An 18,328-nucleotide genomic window follows, 5' to 3' on the forward strand; every position below is an offset into this window, starting at 1 on the left:
TTTAAAGGATGATTAAGGATGAAGAGATTATCAGGTCTTTTATTAATTTTATTTATGCTGCTTAATTTGTGCTCATCTGCACAGTCTGGTTGTCTGGTTGCAGCTAATAACGATACAGTATATACGGAGCGGGAAAATTCGGGTTTAGTTAATGCTGTATTGAGTATAGTTTTTGGCGGAAATCCAGTTTATAAACCAAATCCTAGTGAGCCAAGTACTTCAGCTTGCATATCTTTTTCACAAACCAAATGGCTAGCTACAACACAGAACTGTACGGTATGCCCGGCCGGATATAGTTATAACTTTTTAGGTGCTGTAAATGGTTGTCAAACCACAACTTATGTCGGCAAAGTTGCAAATAAAACCATTGTCCAGTGCGATCTTGATGATTATTCATGGCTGTTTGCCACAGCTACGGGCGCTTTCGGTTTTTTATTTATCAGAAGGCAAATCATATAAAAAGGATTAGCTATTAAGATTTTTTTAGAAGATTAGGATTTAATAAGGCTTTTGCCAACCAATTAAGCATATGTATTTTAAGAAAAGTACTTCTGAGCCGGTTAAAATATCCATAATAACAGTTTTGTTAAATGGAGAAGCTTTCTTAAAGGAGTGTATAGAATCAGTTATCAATCAGAATTACAAGTATATAGAATACATCGTAATTGATGGAGGGTCCATTGATCGCAGTTTATCCATTATAGAAAAATATAGAGCCCACATCGATTATTTCATTTCAGAAAAAGATGAAGGCCTTTACGATGCTATTAATAAGGGTATACAGGTTTCAAACGGAGATATTGTAGGCATATTAAATGCAGACGATGTTTTAGTGAACAGCAATGTTATAGAAAAAATCGCAACTGCGTTTCAGCAAAACGCGGATATAGAAGCCGTTTACGGTGATTTGAACTATGTGCATCCTGTTAAGCTCGAGGTAATACGTAAATGGAAATCCATGCAGGCAAGTTATGAAAATGTTAAATCAGGGTGGATGCCTGCTCACCCCACCTTATACCTGAAAAAAAATCTTTTCGAGACGTACGGTAACTACGCTTTAGATATGGGTACATCTGCTGACTATGATTTAGTTTTACGATTTTTTCATAAGTATCGAATAAAAGCCAGGTATTTGCCTTTTCTGATGGTGAACATGCGGATAGGAGGTATAAGTAATCAATCCATTAAAAGCATTTTTTTAGCTTTTATAAATGATTACAAAGCGCTTAAAAGAAACCGGATTTCATTTGGCCTGTTCGTGTTGTTTAATAAAAAGATTTCAAAGTTTACCCAATTTAGAAGTTCCAATATCCTGGGCATATTGAAATCAGGATTTGTAAAAATGCAATTTTTCAGGCAGTCAATACAAAGAGGGAATTATCAGACCAGCAAGGGTCTTCGATATATTTCTAATGATAACCCGAAATTTGTCAATTAACTTTAAAGTTTTGCTGCCATATTTAGTAGATACATACACTTTATTATTTTATCTGGCCATTGCATTTATTGCTTGTGCGATTGTTATTTTAAGTATTCCGACCGTTATTCATACTTCAGTTAAATATGATTTATTTGATAAAAACGATTTGCACCGGAAAATCCATAACCGAAACATTTCCCGTTTAGCAGGAATAGCCATTGTAACCAGTTTTACGATTACTACACTACTCTTTACAGCTTTAATAAAATTTGAAGAGGTCGGCTTTTTAATCGCCTCCTGCATTATATTGGCCGGTTTAGGCCTGAAAGACGACATTTATGGAACCAGTACGGGCACAAAATTTTTTATACAATTGCTAGCGGCTTGTATTTTGGTTTTTCTCGGCGGATTCAGGTTAACCAGCTTATATGGCGTATTTGGTATCGGGGATATGCCAGCATTTTGGGCTGGGCTATTCTCAGTTGTTTTAATCATTTTTCTGAACAATGCTTTTAATTTAATCGACGGGATTGATGGTTTGGCCGGTACCACTGGTATCATTGCAAACTTAATTTTTGGTGTCTTTTTTGCCATGATGCATCAGACCGCCTACGCTTTTATTGCTTTTTCCTTAACCGGTGCGATAGCCGGTTTCCTGAGATACAACTGGTATCCAGCCAGAATATTCATGGGTGATACCGGTGCATTAATTACAGGCTTGGTCACGGCATCGTTGGCTATTAAATTTATTGAGTTAAATAAATTTTCCGGCGGAGCGATTCCATTTGTTTATTCCGCGCCTGCGATAGCGGTCTCAATTTTAATTATTCCGGTATTCGACTCCCTCCGTATATTTACTGTAAGGGTACTTAAAGGAAATTCCCCTTTTAAAGGCGATAGAAATCACGTTCACCATCGCATGGAGCGATTGGGTTTAAAACCACCGGCAATTATTTTGATAACCACTGGTTTAAACATCTGTTTACTTGCTCTGTCCATACTTATGCAAAACGTCGGAAATTTTTTTCTTATTTTTTTTCTAATCGGCATTTGCATGGTCTTCGATTTTGTCCTTTTCTTTAAACTCCGCAAAAAAGATAATCTGGCAAAACAAGCAGCAGGTTTAGGTTAACTATTGCTTCCGTTGGCGGACAATTTCCGCAAAATACATCTCTTCTTTTTATCCGCCTCAATCTCAAAATAAACGTTAATTTTGCGCATTAATTTAAACAAATGAGAATCGCAATAAATGGTTTTGGTAGGATAGGAAGAACCTTTTTACGTTTGGCTTTAGCTGAAGGTTTAGAGGTTGTTGCTATAAACGACTTATCAGAACCAAAAACAATGGCTCACCTTTTTAAATACGATACAGTCCATGGGGTGTTCAAAGGCAATGTCGCCGCGGAACCCGATACCCTAATTATCGACGGGCAATCAATTCCCACGTTCTCAATTAAACATCCAATTCAGTTGCCATGGTCAGCCTTGAAAGTGGATGTAGTGGTCGAATGTACCGGCAAAAATCTGAGTCGTGAAGACGCTGAAGGGCACCTGATATCTGGTGCGAAGCAGGTAATTATTTCCGCCCCGGCCGCTGACGATATTCCGATGGTTATTTTAGGCGTTAATGAAGATCAGCTTGATTTACAAAGTAAGATACTTTCTAATGCAAGTTGTACTACCAATAATATTGCTCCAATGATTAAAATTCTAAATGATAAATGGGGCGTAGTAGAGGGATACATTACCACAATTCATTCTATGACCGGGGATCAGAATCTTCATGATAGCAACCATAAAGATTTGCGCCGGGCAAGGGCAGCTTCAGCGTCAATAATTCCAACGACCACAGGCGCAGCTAAAGCCATAACCCATATTTTTCCCGAGCTTGATGGTAAGCTCGGCGGAGCTGGCATACGTGTACCCGTTTTAAACGGTTCTTTAACGGATTTTACCTGCATTTTAAAAGAAAAAACAACCATAGCGGATATTAATGCGGCTTTTAAAACGGCATCAGAAGGAAAATTTTACGGCGTTTTAGAATATACCGAAGATCCCATAGTATCTGTCGACATTATAGACAACCCGCATTCGTGTATTTTCGATGCCCAGCTTACCTCAATTGTAGGTGATTTAGTAAAAGTTGTAGGATGGTATGATAATGAATTCGGCTACAGTAGCAGACTTGTGGATTTAATAAAGAAAATACAGGCGGCTAAATTGGTTGCCAATAATTAAAATTGACTTTTTATAAACGGTAACAATTTAAACAAATAAGTAAATCAGAATAATTTACGGGAACGATTGCATAACTTTGAAATTGTCATTTGAGCAAATTTATATGATAAAATTCATCTCTGCAAAAGAAGTACTGCCATTAAGAAGCCTTGTGCTGAGAAATGGAAAATCCTTTGAGCATTGCATTTTTCAGGGAGACGAAGCCTATGATACTTTTCATCTCGGGCTTGAATTAGATGGAGAGTTAAAATCTGTTGCGACTTTTATGCGTAACGATTTTTTTGAGGGCGAAGGTGAAGGTTATCAATTAAGAGGAATGGCCACTCATCCGGACTATAGCGGAAGAGGATTTGGAAAATCGCTTATAGAATTTGCAACCGACTATTTAAGAGCATATAAAACAGCTTATTTATGGTGTAATGCCCGTTCCACAGCAGCAGGTTTTTATAAAAAAATAGGCTTTAAAACGGAATCACCTGAGTTTGACATACCAGGAATTGGTTTCCATTACGAAATGAAATTAAATTTAAATCAAAATAATTAAACATGAAAACAGTAGACCAGTTTAACTTTAAAGATAAAAAAGCGCTAATCAGAGTCGATTTTAACGTTCCTTTAGATGACAATTTCAAAATCACAGATGATAAAAGGATGCGTGCAGCGCTTCCAACTATCAAAAAGATTTTAAAAGATGGTGGTTCTGTGATTTTAATGTCGCATTTAGGTCGCCCGAAAGATGGACCCACTGATAAATATTCTTTAAAACATATCCTCGGCGATTTGTCATCTATGCTCGGTATCGAAGCAAAATTTGCTGAAGATTGCATCGGTGAATCTGCGGTAAATGCAGCTAAAGATTTAAATCCAGGGGAAGTTTTGTTGCTGGAAAACCTCCGCTTTTATAAAGAAGAAGAAAAAGGCGATGTTGCTTTTGCTGAGAAATTAGCAGCCCTTGGCGATGTGTACGTGAACGATGCTTTCGGAACCGCTCACCGTGCTCACGCATCTACAGCTGTGATCGCACAGTTTTTTCCTGATGCCAAATACTTCGGTTATTTAATGGCTTCGGAATTAGAAAATGCTGAAAAAGTATTAAATCATCCGGAAAGACCATTTACAGCAATTATGGGAGGTGCAAAAGTTTCCGATAAAATATTATTAATCGAAAAGTTATTAGACAAGGTTGACAACCTGATTATAGGCGGTGGTATGGCTTATACTTTTGCCAAAGCTCAGGGTGGAGAAATAGGTACTTCCCTTTTAGAAGCCGATAAACAGGAACTTTCTTTAGAATTAATTGAAAAAGCAAAGGCGAAAGGGGTTAATCTTATTTTGCCTGTCGATACTGTTATCGCCGATAAATTTGCAAACGACGCAGATAAAAAAGACGTAACTTCTGGCCAGATCCCAGCAGACTGGATGGGTCTGGATATCGGTCCAAAATCTGTAGCCTTGTTTCAGGATGTTATTAAAAACTCAAAAACTTTATTGTGGAACGGCCCTATGGGCGTTTTCGAAATGGAAAATTTTGAAGTGGGTACTAAAGCAGTCGCTGAAGCGGTTGTTGCTGCAACCAAAGATAATGGCGCATTCTCTTTAATTGGTGGGGGAGACTCTGCTGCGGCTATCGCGAAATTCGGACTGGAAGATGAGGTGAGCTACGTTTCAACAGGCGGTGGCGCTTTACTCGAATATATGGAAGGTAAGGAATTACCTGGTGTTAAGGCTATCAATGAATAGGCTTAATCATTAAATTGACTGGTCTCTATAAGAATTGGTATAGAAAAGGCTCGGAATTGTTCCGAGCCTTTTTTGCACTTACGAAGTTTCTTAATTTGAGCGGTTAACAGAAAGTATTAAGACGCGTTTTCAAATTCCTCTAATATGGCTTCCAGTGAAGTTTTATCCTGAAATATTGCACCACTGGAAATTTTATTGGCGGGAGCGAAGATGGTCAACGATTGCTTATCACAGTCTACATAGGTGCTTAATTCTAAAAACTTTTTAGGAGAAATGTTAAAAACCATTAAGGATTTTTTCTTCAGATTTGGCATAGCAATTTATCAGTTTGGTTTCTTATCCACTAATAAACTTTCAGGCGTTTTAGTGGTTTGTCAAAAGTCCCGTTTAATATTTAAAAATTTTTAAATCTGCCTTTCTTATATGTAATGAAATTCAAAATCATTACAAAATTACTTGTTTTTAATGTCTGCTAAATAGGCAGAGGGGCTTTTATCCATGATTTTCTTAAAAGCTACAAAAAATGTATTCCTGGAAGAAAATCCGGCCTCTAATGCTATCGCCTCTAAAGTATATTGCTTCCAATCGCCCGAATCCAGTCGTTTTTTTACATAGTCAATCCGCAAATTGTTGATGTGTGTATTAAAGTTAGACTGATAGTGCTTGTTAAATAAATCTGATAACTTATGATTGGGTATATCTAACTGCGCAGCAAGTTCGCTCATGGTTAAACCGACCTGCTTAAAGATTTCTTTCTCCATGATTTGCTGTTCAACCTGTTCAATTAATTTCTCATCAACTGGTCTGATTTTACGTTTTTCAGAATTCGTGATGTCTTCCGAATCCGAACCAGTATTGTTTAAAATATCTGATTGGTTTAATTTATCGGATAAACCAAAAATAGTCTGGGGATTTAAGAAAAAGGATAAACTCAATAGTAGAAAGATGAAAGCCAGGGATAAAATCAACGGACTTCTATGCAATATGAAATAGGCATCGTTCGAATTTCTGAGTATGACCACGTTTAATACCAGCATTCCTGAGAATATTAAAGTAAGCATACCAGAAAAAAAGTAAGCCCATCTGACGGTTTTGATGTTCTTTTTTTGCCTGGCGAAAATATATGTCAGCCTCATCTGAAGAATGGAATAAGTGAGTGCTGATAACGGAAGAGTAAACCAATGCCAGGGTTCAACAATATATTTTTCTGTTGAAAAAGCATATTGAAAATCCCTTGCCACGCGATTAACAATAAGTTGTTGTTGTTCCGTATCTAACAGGTTGTATGGCATTACCGAGAACAGTGCTGGTATAATCAGGATAAAATGTAAAAGGTGTTTCTTTTTGAATTTCGAAAGTTCCGGATTTAATTCGCCTTTCAGGTAGAGATAAAAGCAAGGTCCGATTGTATAGTATAATGGTAAACCTTTATTAAAAAGTAACGGGTAATATTTAATGTAACCAGTATTGGTCAGTAAAAATATCATAGCGTACCAGACTACGCCGCAAATAGCAGTAGCTAATAAAGCATTCAAATACTTCTTGTTTCGTCCATATACCCATAAAAGGATAACGACAAGGGATAAAATAAAAATTGCACCGATTACGGTTAAAAAAAAGGGATGCAAGAGATTAATTTTTAAAATAATCCAAAAATACGAATCTAAAGTTTACGAACACATAACATTCCTGTTAGCTCTAAATTTAGTATGCGACGCGGTCTGTTACTACCTTGAAAATAAGTGCTGCTTAGAGAGTACGGAGGTGTTTTTGATTGGTGTTAAGATTTATGAAAATTACAGGGTTGAACACATATTTAATAGCGCTAATTAGATAATACTACTGATAACCCTTCGCCTGTAAATTAAATAACTCGGCATACCTTCCCTTTTTTTTAAGTAATTCTGCATGTGTTCCCGATTCCAATATGGTTCCTTGTTCCAATACTAAGATTCTGTCAGCAAGCCTTGCGGTAGAAAAACGGTGGGAAATTAGTATTGCTGATTTTCCAATCGTAAGCTGTGCAAAACGTTGGAAAACCTCATATTCCGCCCTGGCATCAAGCGCAGATGTCGGCTCGTCTAGAATCAGGACCTGAGCATTTTTCATATAAGCTCTTGCCAGCGCTACTTTTTGCCATTCACCACCCGACAATTCTACACCATCATTGAATTTTCTGCCCAAAGCCTGTTCATAACCGAGTGGAAATTTAGCAACAAGTAAATCAGCGAGACTTTGTTTAGCTGCTATTGTAATCAGATCCATATTTTCTAGTTCAGCAATATTACCTATTGCAATATTTTGAGAGAAAGTCATCTGATAACGAATATAATCCTGAAAAATAATACCCATATTATGCCTTAAATCTTTCAGGTCGTAATTTCTTAAGTCCTGTCCATCCAATAATATTTGACCCTCCGTAGGATCGTAAAGCCTGGAGAGTAACTTTACAAGGGTGGTTTTGCCTGCGCCATTTTCTCCAACAAGTGCAAGCTTTTCGCCTGGTTGGAGACTAAAACATAAATTTCTGCATGCATATTTTGGTGCACCACGATACTTAAAACCTACATTTTCAAAAATAAAACCAGTTTTAATGGGATTTGGAAAAGGTAGGGGCTTAAGTGGTTGGGTAATCCTAGGTTTAATTTCAAAAAACTCAATGAAATCATTCAGGTAGATCGCGCCTTGCGAAACCATTGTAAAGCGTGAAAGCAATGTTTCCATGAGAGAACTTAATTGCCTGAAAGAACCGGCTAAAAAGGTTAAGCTCCCGATTGTTGCCTTACCGTTAATGGTTTGATAAATGATAAATGCATAGGCGCCATAATAACCAATTGTACCCATTATGGATAAAAGCGTGCCCCAGCCCGACCTGCTTATAGCAAGCCTACTGTTGTCGGCATAAAATTTTTCAGAAAGTTTTTTAAAGCGGTTTATGATAAATTCTGATAACCCGAAAATTTTCACTTCCTTAGCCGTTTCATCGCTTGCACCGAGGTAGCGTACATAATCCAGTTCCCTTCTTTCTGGCGTCTGACTTCTGGAAAGTGCGTAATTTTTGCTGTTAAAATAAGATTCACCTAAAAATGATGGAATGATTGCCAGAAGTAACATTAAAATTAACCAGGGGTTAAAAGCAATCAGGCCCGTAAGCAAAAATGCCATTGATATAAAATCCTGTATCTGGCTCATCACCTGAGAAAGCAAGACCGTTCTGCCCACAGTCTGCTGTCTGGCTCTTTCAAGTTTATCGTAAAATACAGAATCTTCGAACTGATCCAAATCCAGTTCGGTTGCGTGCCGCATAATGCGCATGGACGTATAGTTGGAAAATAAGTCCCCGAGCAGACTATCCGTGAGGTTAATCATTCTGTTAAGTCCGTCGGTTAAGATAGCCAGCACAAACTCAAGCCCAACAAGTTCCCAAAGTCTTGAACTGTCTCCATGGGCAGTACCGGAATTCAATGCAACAACCTGATCAATAATAAGCTTACCAGTATAGAGCAAGGCTGCGGGCATAGCCGAACGAAATAGGCGTAGAACAAGGCTAATTAGCGCCTTTTGAGGGCTGCTTCGCCAAACCATTTTGAAAAACACAGGTAGATTTTTGAAAGATAGCAGACGCTGTTTAAAGGTGATTTCTTCCATTTTTATCGTGTTCCTGCTTTTGGCCATAATTTCTAATGTGTTTGCTCAAATATAGATGATTGCTGCACAAGGCAAACTGATACATCAAATCTTGACTTCCAGATGCTTTGCTGTAAAAAAAACAGGTTATTCGTTGATTATCCGACATTATTCGTGCTTTTCAATGCCCAGTAAATAAGTACAGGCTGAAAAAACAATCTGCCAAATCTTTTCGCATCTGTATTGAGACCAAATGCATTTCTTCGATTTTTATATTGCGAAATATTGCCGGGAAATACTGCAGTGAATAAGCCGGAAGCAATTTTTCCTACCGTCTGCTCATACTTTTTTGGTGTTAGAATTAATGCCGTACCTAAAGCGATTTCTACTAATCCGGATTGTACAACAGTGGCATCCTTTTTTATGGGCACCCAGTTAGGTACCTGGGCCTGAAATTCCTTTCTTGCAAATGTAAGGTGGCCAATACCTGCAAATACTAATCCCGCGCCTAGCAAGATTTTGGCTACCTTTTTTATGTTTTCGTCTGTCATGTTCTGTCAATTTAATAATGAACAACCCTATTTACTTAAAGTTGGACGTTATTATCAAATTTGAAATTATAATTATAAAATGCAGGCATATTGCTATCCACCATTGAATTATTTCGAATAATACGCTATGCCAGCGGCTTTTCTCCTTGTATAAATTTGGATACAAACGCTGACCTGTGAGGTACTTAAATCGAATTTTGAAGAATGGTTTTGTCAATAAATTGTGAGCCAATAAGCAAAAAATGTCCTTAAATTTGGGCTTTTAATTTCTAAACGCAAAAAATATTTACAAGGCAATTAATGTTTTTTAAATGCTAATTTTTGTAGTTAACTTGCTTTTTACCAGTGATTAAGCGCTTTTTGTAATTTTTTTGATGGTTTCTTTTTTAGTCATTGAGGGGGCAAAGTGGGAGAAATTAGTTGTGGAAAACTTTTTTGTGGTAAAAAGTGGTAAAAAGTGGTAGAACTATTTACTTTTACACTACATAAAAAGTGTAGATACCACTATGACCCATCTTTTAGGAGAATTTGATTGTAAACTTGACGCAAAAGGCCGACTAATGGTTCCTGCTGCGCTTAAGAAACAATTGCCTGATGTTGAGCGGGAGGGATTGGTCATCAACCGTGGCTTCGAAAAAAATCTTGTTATTTATCCTAAAAATGTCTGGGACAAAATCGTTGCTAAACTTAGTGAGCTGAACGTTTACGATGAAGAAAACAGGAAATTCATAAGAGCTTTTACGCGAGGTGCTACAGAGCTAACTCTTGATGCCGCCGGTCGTGTGTTGCTTCCAAAATCCCTTACGGAGTATGCTGGTATCGGTTCGGATATTATGCTGGCTTGTCAATTAGATAGAATAGAGGTTTGGGATAAATCAGCTTACGAAGACACATTGGACGGTACGCCGGCAAACTTTGCTGCGCTTGCTCAAAAGGTAATGGTTGATAAGAAAGGAGGGGTGGATGGAATTTAAATACCATGTTCCTGTGATGCTTCAGCCTTGCATTGATGGTTTAAACATCAAACCCGACGGTGTTTATGTGGATGTAACTTTTGGAGGCGGTGGTCATTCAAAAGAAATTTTAAAGCACCTTGGCCCTGAAGGCAGGTTAATTGCTTTCGATCAGGATCCGGATGCACAGGTGAATATTCCTGCAGATGACCGTTTCATCTTTATCGACCAGAATTTCGGTTTCCTTAAAAATAACCTTCGCCTTAAAGGTTTTAAAGCAGTTGACGGTATTCTGGCTGATTTAGGGGTCTCCTCCCATCAGTTTGATGTGCCTGAACGTGGTTTTTCTATTCGCTTCAATGCGAATTTAGATATGCGCATGGACCCTAATGGAACTTTAACTGCTGCAGATGTGCTGAATACTTATTCAGAAGAAAAGCTTCACAAGATATTTGGAATTTACGGAGAGGTGAAGAATGCAAAATCGCTGGCCCGCGCCATCGTTACAGCCCGTTTGGATCATCCTTTTACTGATATCGATGGTTTCAAAACCGCAGTTTCTGAATACATTCCCAAGGGAAAGGAAAATAAATATTTAGCGCAGGTTTTTCAAGCCCTGCGTATAGAGGTGAATGCTGAAATATCCGTATTGGAAAACTTTTTACAGCAAGCCGCCGAAGTTTTAAAACCCGGAGGACATCTGGTTGTGATGTCTTATCATTCTTTGGAGGACAGACCGGTCAAAAATTTTATGGCTAAGGGTAAGTTTTATGGTGAGGTTGAAAAGGATTTTTTTGGTAATCAGCAAAAACCATTTAATGTAATTACACGCAAAGCGATAATGGCTTCAGATGAAGAAATCGCCCGCAACAACAGGGCGCGCAGTGCAAAATTAAGGATAGCGGAAAAAATATGAACAAGTTCAGAGAAGAAGAAGAAATCGGACCTGAACCTGAGCTTAAGGTGAAGACGGAAAAAGTAAAGTCTGACGATGATAAGAAGTTCAGCGAAACTTTTATCGGAAAGTTTTTTACGGAAGGTGTAATATCAAAGGAGGCCGCTACAGATGCATTGCCTTTTTTGTGCTTTCTGGCATTATTGGGCATGGTTTACATTGCCAATAGCCATTTTGCGGTAAACAATGTGCGCCGGATTGACAAGCTGAATAAAGAGGTTAAAGAGTTACGCTGGGAGTATAAGTCCTTAAAAGCTGACCTCATGTTTAAAAGTAAACTAACGGAAGTTGCCAAGAAGGTTGATACCCTTGGAATAAAAGAATTAATTGAACCACCAAAAAAAATAATTGTTAAAAGCGATGAATATTAGAGCAAACATCTTGCTTCGCGTATATCTGGCATTTGGCTTAATTGTGCTCTTTGCTTTGGCGGTATTTTTACGTCTCAGCCAGGTGCAGTTTGTGCAGGGACATAAATGGAAAGCGATGGCGGACAGCCTTTCTACGCGTTACATGCCCGTTGAGGCAACACGTGGCAATATTTATTCAAATGATGGTAGTTTACTGGCAACTTCTGTTCCTGAATATGAGTTGCATATGGATATGTTTGCCGGTGGTATCGCGGAGGATAAAATTTTCAATGAAAAGGTTGATTCTTTAGGGATGAAACTTGCCGGTATTTTTCAGGATAAATCAGCTAAAGAGTATTCACGTATGCTCCGCAAAGGGCGTCAGGATAGTGCGCGTTATTTATTAATTCACCGTAAAGTCGGTTATGCTGATTTGAAAACAATCAGGACATTCCCCTTATACAATATTGGTAAATTCAGCGGAGGCTTAATTGCCGTCCAACAGAATAAGCGTATCCTACCTTTCCAGACCTTGGCGGCACGTACCATTGGTTATAAAAATGCCAATGTGAAAAATGGTGTTGGTTTGGAAGGAGCTTACACAGATTACATTAATGGTGAAACAGGTAAAAGGTTGATGCAGCGCATCGCTGGCGGTGTTTATGTGCCGGTAAATGATGAAGAAGAAGTGGCGCCCAAAGACGGAGCAGACATCATTTCAACCATCGACATCAATATGCAGGATTTGGCTCAAAGTGCATTGGAAAAGCAACTGATAAAGTATAAAGCCGACCATGGTACGGTGATTGTAATGGAGGTTGCCACTGGCGAAGTCAGGGCGGTTGCAAACTTCTCTAAGGTTGAGGAAGGTGTTTATAAAGAGAAATTTAATTATGCCATTGCAGGTAATCAGGATCCGGGGTCGACTTTCAAGCTGGCTTCTTATATGGCACTGCTTGAAGATAAACTGGTTGATACCAATACGATGGTTGGTACTGGTACTTACAAAATCCCAGGTCACACCATCAAAGATTCCCATGGGAGTATTGGTGTAGTAACAGTGAAAAGAGCATTTGAAGAATCGTCAAATGCAGCAATTGCCTATTTGATTAATAGTAAGTATGGTGCCAACCCCATTGAATTTACAGATCATCTATATGATTGGCATCTAAACAAGAAAATGGAGTTACAGATACCTGGAGAGGCAACGCCGGCAGTAAAAAACCCTAAAACCAACAAAAGCTGGAATAAGAATATGACATTGCCGCAAATGGCTTACGGTTATGAAATGCAGCTTACTCCGCTAAAAATGTTGTCTTTTTACAACGCTGTAGCGAATAATGGTAAATACATTGCGCCGATTTTTGTAAAAGAAATAAGAAGACTGGGTAACCCGATTGAGCAGTTTAAAGCAAGAGTGATTAATGAGCAGATTTGCTCGGACGTGACCCTTAGTAAAATTAAAAAAATGCTTGAAGGTGTAGTTACCGCCGGAAGCGGTAAAACTTATGTTTACAACCCACTTTATAAAATTGCCGGTAAAACTGGAACGGCCCAGGTGGCTGATGCAAATAAAGGCTATAAAGCTAAAAAACAATACCAGGCATCTTTCGTGGGTTATTTCCCCGCTGATAAGCCAAAATACTCCATGATTGTGGTTATCAACGATCCTAAAGGTGGTTATTATGCATCAATGGTATCTGGTCCTGTATTCAGGGAAATTGCCGACAGAATTTACGCCAGCGATATGCAGATGTACAATGATGTGCCAACAACTTTAGTTGGTAACACAGGTAATCCGCCAACAAAGGCAGGCCAAAGCAAAGCAACACAAAAAGTATATAAGGCTTTTGGATTTAAACCACTTTTTGCGTCTAAATCAGAATATTATAATACCATAGATACCAGTGCAGGAACCATTTTTCAGGAGAATAGCGAGAAAAAAGGTGTCATGCCAAACGTTGCAGGAATGGGTTTAAAAGATGCGCTTTACCTGCTTGGAAATGCGGGTTTAAAAACACGGGTTACAGGTTCGGGTAAAGTGATTAGACAATCCGTTCAGGCAGGAACAAAAGTGGGTAAGGGTTTACAGGTTGATATACAATTGGATTAAGAAAATGAATGAATAATAGAATTATTGAATTAGAGAATGTTGACCTGCGATTTGCTTAACATTCACTCATTCTAAATTCACTCATTCAATATTAGATAATGATTAAATGAGAGATTGATTGAATTTGAGAATGATTGACCGGCGACTTGCTTAACATTCATCCATCAAAATTCACTCATTCAAAATTAAATAAAATGCAGTTACAGGAATTACTTTATGGCGTAACAATTAAGGAACTGGTTGGAAGAACAGACAGGGAAGTTAATGTCCTGACTTTTGATTCCCGTAAAGTTACCATTGATGCTGCATTCTTTGCTATTATAGGTACTGCGGCAGATGGTCACCTTTTTATAAACCAAACGGTTGAGCAGGGTGCTAAAGTTATTATATGTGAAAACCTTCCCGAAATCGATAATTTTGATGTTACTTATGTAAAGGTTGATAACTCTTCAGTAGCCCTGGGTATCATGGCGGGTAATTTTTATGGTAATCCTTCCAGAGAGCTTAAATTAGTTGGCATTACCGGAACTAATGGAAAAACGACAATTGCAACCATCTTATTTAAGCTTTTTAAAGATTTAGGTTATAAGGCTGGTCTGCTGTCAACTGTTGAGAATTATATCAACGATGTTGTTGTTGCTGCAACCCATACCACACCGAATCCTATTGCTTTAAACGGATTGCTTCGCGAGATGGTCAATACCGGCTGCGATTACTGCTTCATGGAAGTGAGTTCTCATGCGGTTTCGCAACATAGAATAGAAGGGCTGACTTTTTCTGGTGCTGTATTTTCGAACCTGACACACGACCACCTTGATTTTCATAAAACCTTCGATAGCTATTTGAAAGCGAAGAAGGCTTTTTTCGATGGCCTGCCGAAATCGGCATTTGCACTAACCAATATTGATGATAAAAACGGCATGGTAATGCTGCAGAATACAAAGGCACACAAGAAAACGTATGCTTTAAAACAGCTTGCCGATTTCAAGGCGAAGATCGTAGAAAATCAGTTCAGTGGTCTGCATTTGGATATCGATAATGAAGATGTTTTTTTCAAGCTGGTTGGTTCTTTCAATGCTTACAATTTGCTTGCCGTATATGGTACTGCCATTCTGCTTGAGCAGGATAAGTTAAAGGTTTTAACACTTTTAAGTCGTTTAACTGGCGCAGAAGGGCGCTTCGATTACATAACCTCGCCCGATAAAATCATCGGTATAGTAGATTATGCACATACGCCTGATGCAGTGCAGAATGTATTAAGTACCATTGCAAACATCCGGAAAGGAACGGAGCAGGTTATTACGGTAATTGGTTGTGGTGGCGACAGGGATAAAACCAAACGTCCGGTTATGGCTCAGGTAGCTTGCGATTGGAGCGATAAAGTAATACTGACATCTGATAACCCACGTACTGAGGACCCCCAGACCATTATCAATGAGATGGAAGCGGGTGTTTCGCCCACTAATAAACGTAAAACCTTATCCATTTTAGATAGAAAAGAAGCTATAAAAACGGCTTGCCACTTAGCAAAGAGCGGGGATATTATTCTCGTAGCAGGAAAGGGTCATGAGAAATACCAGGAAATAAACGGGGTGCGTAATCACTTTGATGATAAAGAAATCTTACTTGAACAATTAAACCCTCGCAGCTAATGTTATATTTATTATTCGAATACCTGCATAAGCATTACGACATACCTGGATTAAGGTTGTTCCAGTACATCACTTTCCGGGCTTCCGTTTCAATAATTTTATCACTGATTATCACGACGGTATATGGTCGCCGTCTGATAGATTACCTGCATAAAAAACAGGTTGGGGAAACAGTAAGAAATTTGGGTCTTGAAGGTCAGATGCAAAAACAAGGTACGCCAACAATGGGTGGAATCATTATTTTGCTGGGTATTTTAATCCCGACACTTCTTTTTGCAAACATTACAAATGTTTATGTAATCCTGATGATTGTGACCACGATCTGGATGGGCGCTATCGGTTTTCTTGACGATTATATTAAAGTCTTTAAAAAGAACAAGGAAGGTTTGGCCGGCCGCTTTAAAATTGTTGGTCAGGTAGGCCTTGGATTGATTGTTGGCTGGACAATGTATTATAACCCAAATATCGTGGTCCGCCAAACCGTTCCGGATGATGTAAAAAATACATCATCGGTGCCTATGGTGCTGCGGCAGAAAGGTGAAACATTCTATTATACACAGGATGTAAAATCCACAAAAACCAATATACCGTTTTACAAAAATAACGAATTTGACTACGCTAAAGTGCTTAAGTTTTTAGGAACCGGTTATGAGAAGTATGCATTTCTAGTGTTTCTTGCCTTTACTGTATTCATTATTACTGCCGTTTCAAATGGTGCAAACATTACAGATGGAATCGATGGCTTGGCTACGGGAACGTCTGCAGTTATTGGAACAACGCTTGGAATTTTAGCTTACGTATCCGGTAACGTTGGTTTTGCAGATTACCTGAACATCATGTACATCCCGAATTCCGGCGAGCTGATGATTTTTGCAGGGGCATTCGTCGGCGCCTGTGTCGGTTTTTTGTGGTACAACTCTTATCCCGCTCAGGTTTTTATGGGCGACACGGGCAGTTTAGCCATCGGTGGAATCATTGCGTCATTCGCAATTATGATTCGAAAAGAATTATTGATTCCGATTCTATGTGGTATTTTCTTAATCGAACTGGTTTCGGTGATTATGCAGGTATCGTACTTTAAATACAGCAAAAAACGATTTGGAGAAGGCAGAAGAATTTTACTCATGGCGCCCTTACATCACCATTACCAGAAGAAGGGCTACCATGAAGCAAAAATTGTAACCCGTTTCTGGATTATAGGAATCATGCTGGCCATTATGACCATTGTAACATTGAAATTAAGGTAGTTGAGAACAAAGAGTAAGGATTGAAGAACAAAGACTACAGCTTAAGTTAGAAAGACTAAGGTGCCTTAGATGGTAAAAAGATAAATAATGAATACAAATCAAAATACAACAAGCAATACGCAGTCAGCAATGGCCGTGCGAAGCCGTGTTGTAATTTTGGGTGCCGGTGAAAGTGGTGTTGGTGCTGCAAAACTTGCTAAACAGAAAGGTTTCGATGTTTTCGTTTCTGATTTCGGTACGATAACGGATAAGTATAAAAAGGCTCTTGAGGAGCTGGCTATTCCCTTTGAGTCAGGTCTACATACTGAAGAATTAATTCTAAATGCTTCAGAGGTAATAAAAAGCCCGGGAATCCCGCCCTATGCGCCAATAATTACAAAGTTGCGATCAAAAGGCATTTCTGTAGTCTCGGAGATAGAGTTTGCCAAAAGGTACACCACTGCGAAAACCATTTGCATAACGGGTTCAAATGGTAAATCAACAACCAGCTTGCTTACTTACCACATTTTAAAAAATGCGGGTTTAAACGTCGGGCTTGCCGGTAATATTGGAAAAAGTTTCGCTGCACAGGTTGCTGGGGAAACTTTCGATTGGTATGTACTTGAAATCTCAAGTTTTATGCTGGATGATATGTTTGATTTCAAGGCAGATATCTCGGTATTACTGAATATTACACCTGATCATTTGGACAGGTACGATTATAAACTTGAAAATTATGCTGCATCTAAAATGCGCATCATTCGAAATCAGACAGCAGAAGATGTATTTATCTACTCTGCTGATGATGAAGAAACTTTAAAAGCAATGGAGCATATAAAGCTTCAGGCAAAAACATATCCTTTTTCAATCCTTAAGAAAGTTGAAACAGGTGCTTATTTAGAAAATAATACAATACACATCCTTACTGATCCAAATAAAGAACTAACCATGTCTATTTCAGAATTAGCCTTACAGGGCAAGCACAACATTTACAACTCTATGGCTTCAGGTATCGTCGCGAAGGTTCTGGAGTTAAGAAATGAGACCATTCGTGAAAGTATGGGCAATTTCAAAAATATTGAGCACAGGCTGGAGCATGTGGCAAAAATTTCTGGGATAGATTTTATAAACGACAGCAAAGCGACCAACGTTAATTCAACCTGGTACGCATTGGAAAGCATGACGACCGATGTTGTTCTGATTATGGGTGGAGTAGATAAAGGTAACGACTACAATATGCTTAAGGATTTGGTTAAGAGTAAAGTTAAAGCAATTGTTTGTTTGGGAAAGGATAACAAGCGTATTCATGATGCGTTCGAGGATGATGTTGAAGTAATTGTAAATACATTCTCGGCAGAGGAGGCAACACAAATTGCTTTTCATCTGGCTAAACGAGGGGATGCTGTTTTACTTTCCCCGGCCTGCGCAAGTTTCGATTTGTTTAAAAATTATGAAGACCGCGGCAATCAGTTTAAAGCGGCAGTAAAAGAATTATAGAAGGAG

General features: G+C 38.6%; 17 protein-coding genes. 13 read left to right on the forward strand and 4 right to left on the reverse strand.

Annotated features, from left to right (window positions below; translation table 11 throughout):
- Positions 1-18 precede the first annotated feature (18 nt).
- From ASF92_RS05365 to pgk, 6 genes are all read left to right on the forward strand, one after another.
- Positions 19-459, forward strand: coding sequence for a hypothetical protein (locus ASF92_RS05365; RefSeq protein ID WP_056088856.1), 441 nt, complete (start codon positions 19-21; stop codon positions 457-459).
- A 70-nt stretch (positions 460-529) separates the two neighbouring features.
- A complete protein-coding gene (locus tag ASF92_RS05370) occupies positions 530-1,438 on the forward strand; it encodes a glycosyltransferase family 2 protein (protein ID WP_056088857.1) in 909 nt (302 codons plus the stop codon).
- A 10-nt stretch (positions 1,439-1,448) separates the two neighbouring features.
- Positions 1,449-2,552, forward strand: coding sequence for an MraY family glycosyltransferase (locus ASF92_RS05375; RefSeq protein ID WP_197413232.1), 1,104 nt, complete (start codon positions 1,449-1,451; stop codon positions 2,550-2,552).
- A gap of 101 nt (positions 2,553-2,653) precedes the next feature.
- Complete coding sequence (gene gap, locus ASF92_RS05380) at positions 2,654-3,658, forward strand: type I glyceraldehyde-3-phosphate dehydrogenase (protein WP_056088860.1); 1,005 nt, start codon at positions 2,654-2,656, stop codon at positions 3,656-3,658.
- 103 nt (positions 3,659-3,761) lie between these two features.
- Positions 3,762-4,202: a GNAT family N-acetyltransferase gene (locus ASF92_RS05385; RefSeq protein WP_056088863.1), complete on the forward strand. Its 441-nt coding sequence runs from the start codon at positions 3,762-3,764 to the stop codon at positions 4,200-4,202.
- Between the two features lie 2 nt (positions 4,203-4,204).
- A complete protein-coding gene (pgk, locus tag ASF92_RS05390) occupies positions 4,205-5,398 on the forward strand; it encodes a phosphoglycerate kinase (RefSeq protein WP_056088867.1) in 1,194 nt (397 codons plus the stop codon).
- Positions 5,399-5,514: 116 nt separating this feature from the next.
- Here pgk and ASF92_RS05395 read toward each other — a convergent pair whose 3' ends face one another.
- The 4 genes from ASF92_RS05395 to ASF92_RS05415 all read right to left on the reverse strand — a co-directional run bounded on the left by ASF92_RS05395 (position 5,515) and on the right by ASF92_RS05415 (position 9,576).
- Entirely contained in the window at positions 5,515-5,712 is a 198-nt protein-coding gene (locus ASF92_RS05395) for a hypothetical protein (RefSeq protein WP_056088869.1), read from the reverse strand.
- A 138-nt stretch (positions 5,713-5,850) separates the two neighbouring features.
- Positions 5,851-7,026, reverse strand: a complete 1,176-nt coding sequence (locus tag ASF92_RS05400; RefSeq protein ID WP_157263716.1) for a helix-turn-helix domain-containing protein — start codon at positions 7,024-7,026, stop codon at positions 5,851-5,853.
- Between the two features lie 211 nt (positions 7,027-7,237).
- A complete protein-coding gene (locus ASF92_RS05410) occupies positions 7,238-9,073 on the reverse strand; it encodes an ABC transporter ATP-binding protein (RefSeq protein ID WP_056088878.1) in 1,836 nt (611 codons plus the stop codon).
- Positions 9,074-9,183: 110 nt separating this feature from the next.
- Entirely contained in the window at positions 9,184-9,576 is a 393-nt protein-coding gene (locus tag ASF92_RS05415; protein WP_056088881.1) for a hypothetical protein, read from the reverse strand.
- 506 nt (positions 9,577-10,082) lie between these two features.
- Here ASF92_RS05415 and mraZ point away from each other — a divergent pair.
- The 7 genes from mraZ to murD all read left to right on the forward strand — a co-directional run bounded on the left by mraZ (position 10,083) and on the right by murD (position 18,322).
- Complete coding sequence (mraZ, locus tag ASF92_RS05420; protein ID WP_056088884.1) at positions 10,083-10,550, forward strand: division/cell wall cluster transcriptional repressor MraZ; 468 nt, start codon at positions 10,083-10,085, stop codon at positions 10,548-10,550.
- Entirely contained in the window at positions 10,540-11,445 is a 906-nt protein-coding gene (gene rsmH, locus ASF92_RS05425; RefSeq protein ID WP_056088887.1) for a 16S rRNA (cytosine(1402)-N(4))-methyltransferase RsmH, read from the forward strand. The genes mraZ and rsmH overlap by 11 nt, the downstream gene beginning before the upstream one ends.
- On the forward strand, positions 11,442-11,855 hold the full coding sequence (locus tag ASF92_RS05430; RefSeq protein WP_056088889.1) for an FtsL-like putative cell division protein: 414 nt from the start codon (positions 11,442-11,444) through the stop codon (positions 11,853-11,855). Before rsmH ends, ASF92_RS05430 begins: the two co-directional genes overlap by 4 nt.
- Entirely contained in the window at positions 11,845-13,947 is a 2,103-nt protein-coding gene (locus tag ASF92_RS05435; protein ID WP_056088892.1) for a penicillin-binding protein, read from the forward strand. The genes ASF92_RS05430 and ASF92_RS05435 overlap by 11 nt, the downstream gene beginning before the upstream one ends.
- A gap of 194 nt (positions 13,948-14,141) precedes the next feature.
- On the forward strand, positions 14,142-15,599 hold the full coding sequence (locus ASF92_RS05440; RefSeq protein WP_056089212.1) for a UDP-N-acetylmuramoyl-L-alanyl-D-glutamate--2,6-diaminopimelate ligase: 1,458 nt from the start codon (positions 14,142-14,144) through the stop codon (positions 15,597-15,599).
- Positions 15,599-16,846 carry a phospho-N-acetylmuramoyl-pentapeptide-transferase gene (mraY, locus tag ASF92_RS05445; RefSeq protein WP_056088895.1) on the forward strand — a complete coding sequence of 416 codons (1,248 nt, stop codon included), beginning with the start codon at positions 15,599-15,601 and terminating at the stop codon, positions 16,844-16,846. Before ASF92_RS05440 ends, mraY begins: the two co-directional genes overlap by 1 nt.
- An 87-nt stretch (positions 16,847-16,933) precedes the next feature.
- On the forward strand, positions 16,934-18,322 hold the full coding sequence (murD, locus tag ASF92_RS05450) for a UDP-N-acetylmuramoyl-L-alanine--D-glutamate ligase (protein ID WP_082489454.1): 1,389 nt from the start codon (positions 16,934-16,936) through the stop codon (positions 18,320-18,322).
- Positions 18,323-18,328: the final 6 nt, after the last annotated feature.

The organism is Pedobacter sp. Leaf176, assembly GCF_001424305.1.
Lineage (GTDB): Bacteria > Bacteroidota > Bacteroidia > Sphingobacteriales > Sphingobacteriaceae > Pedobacter.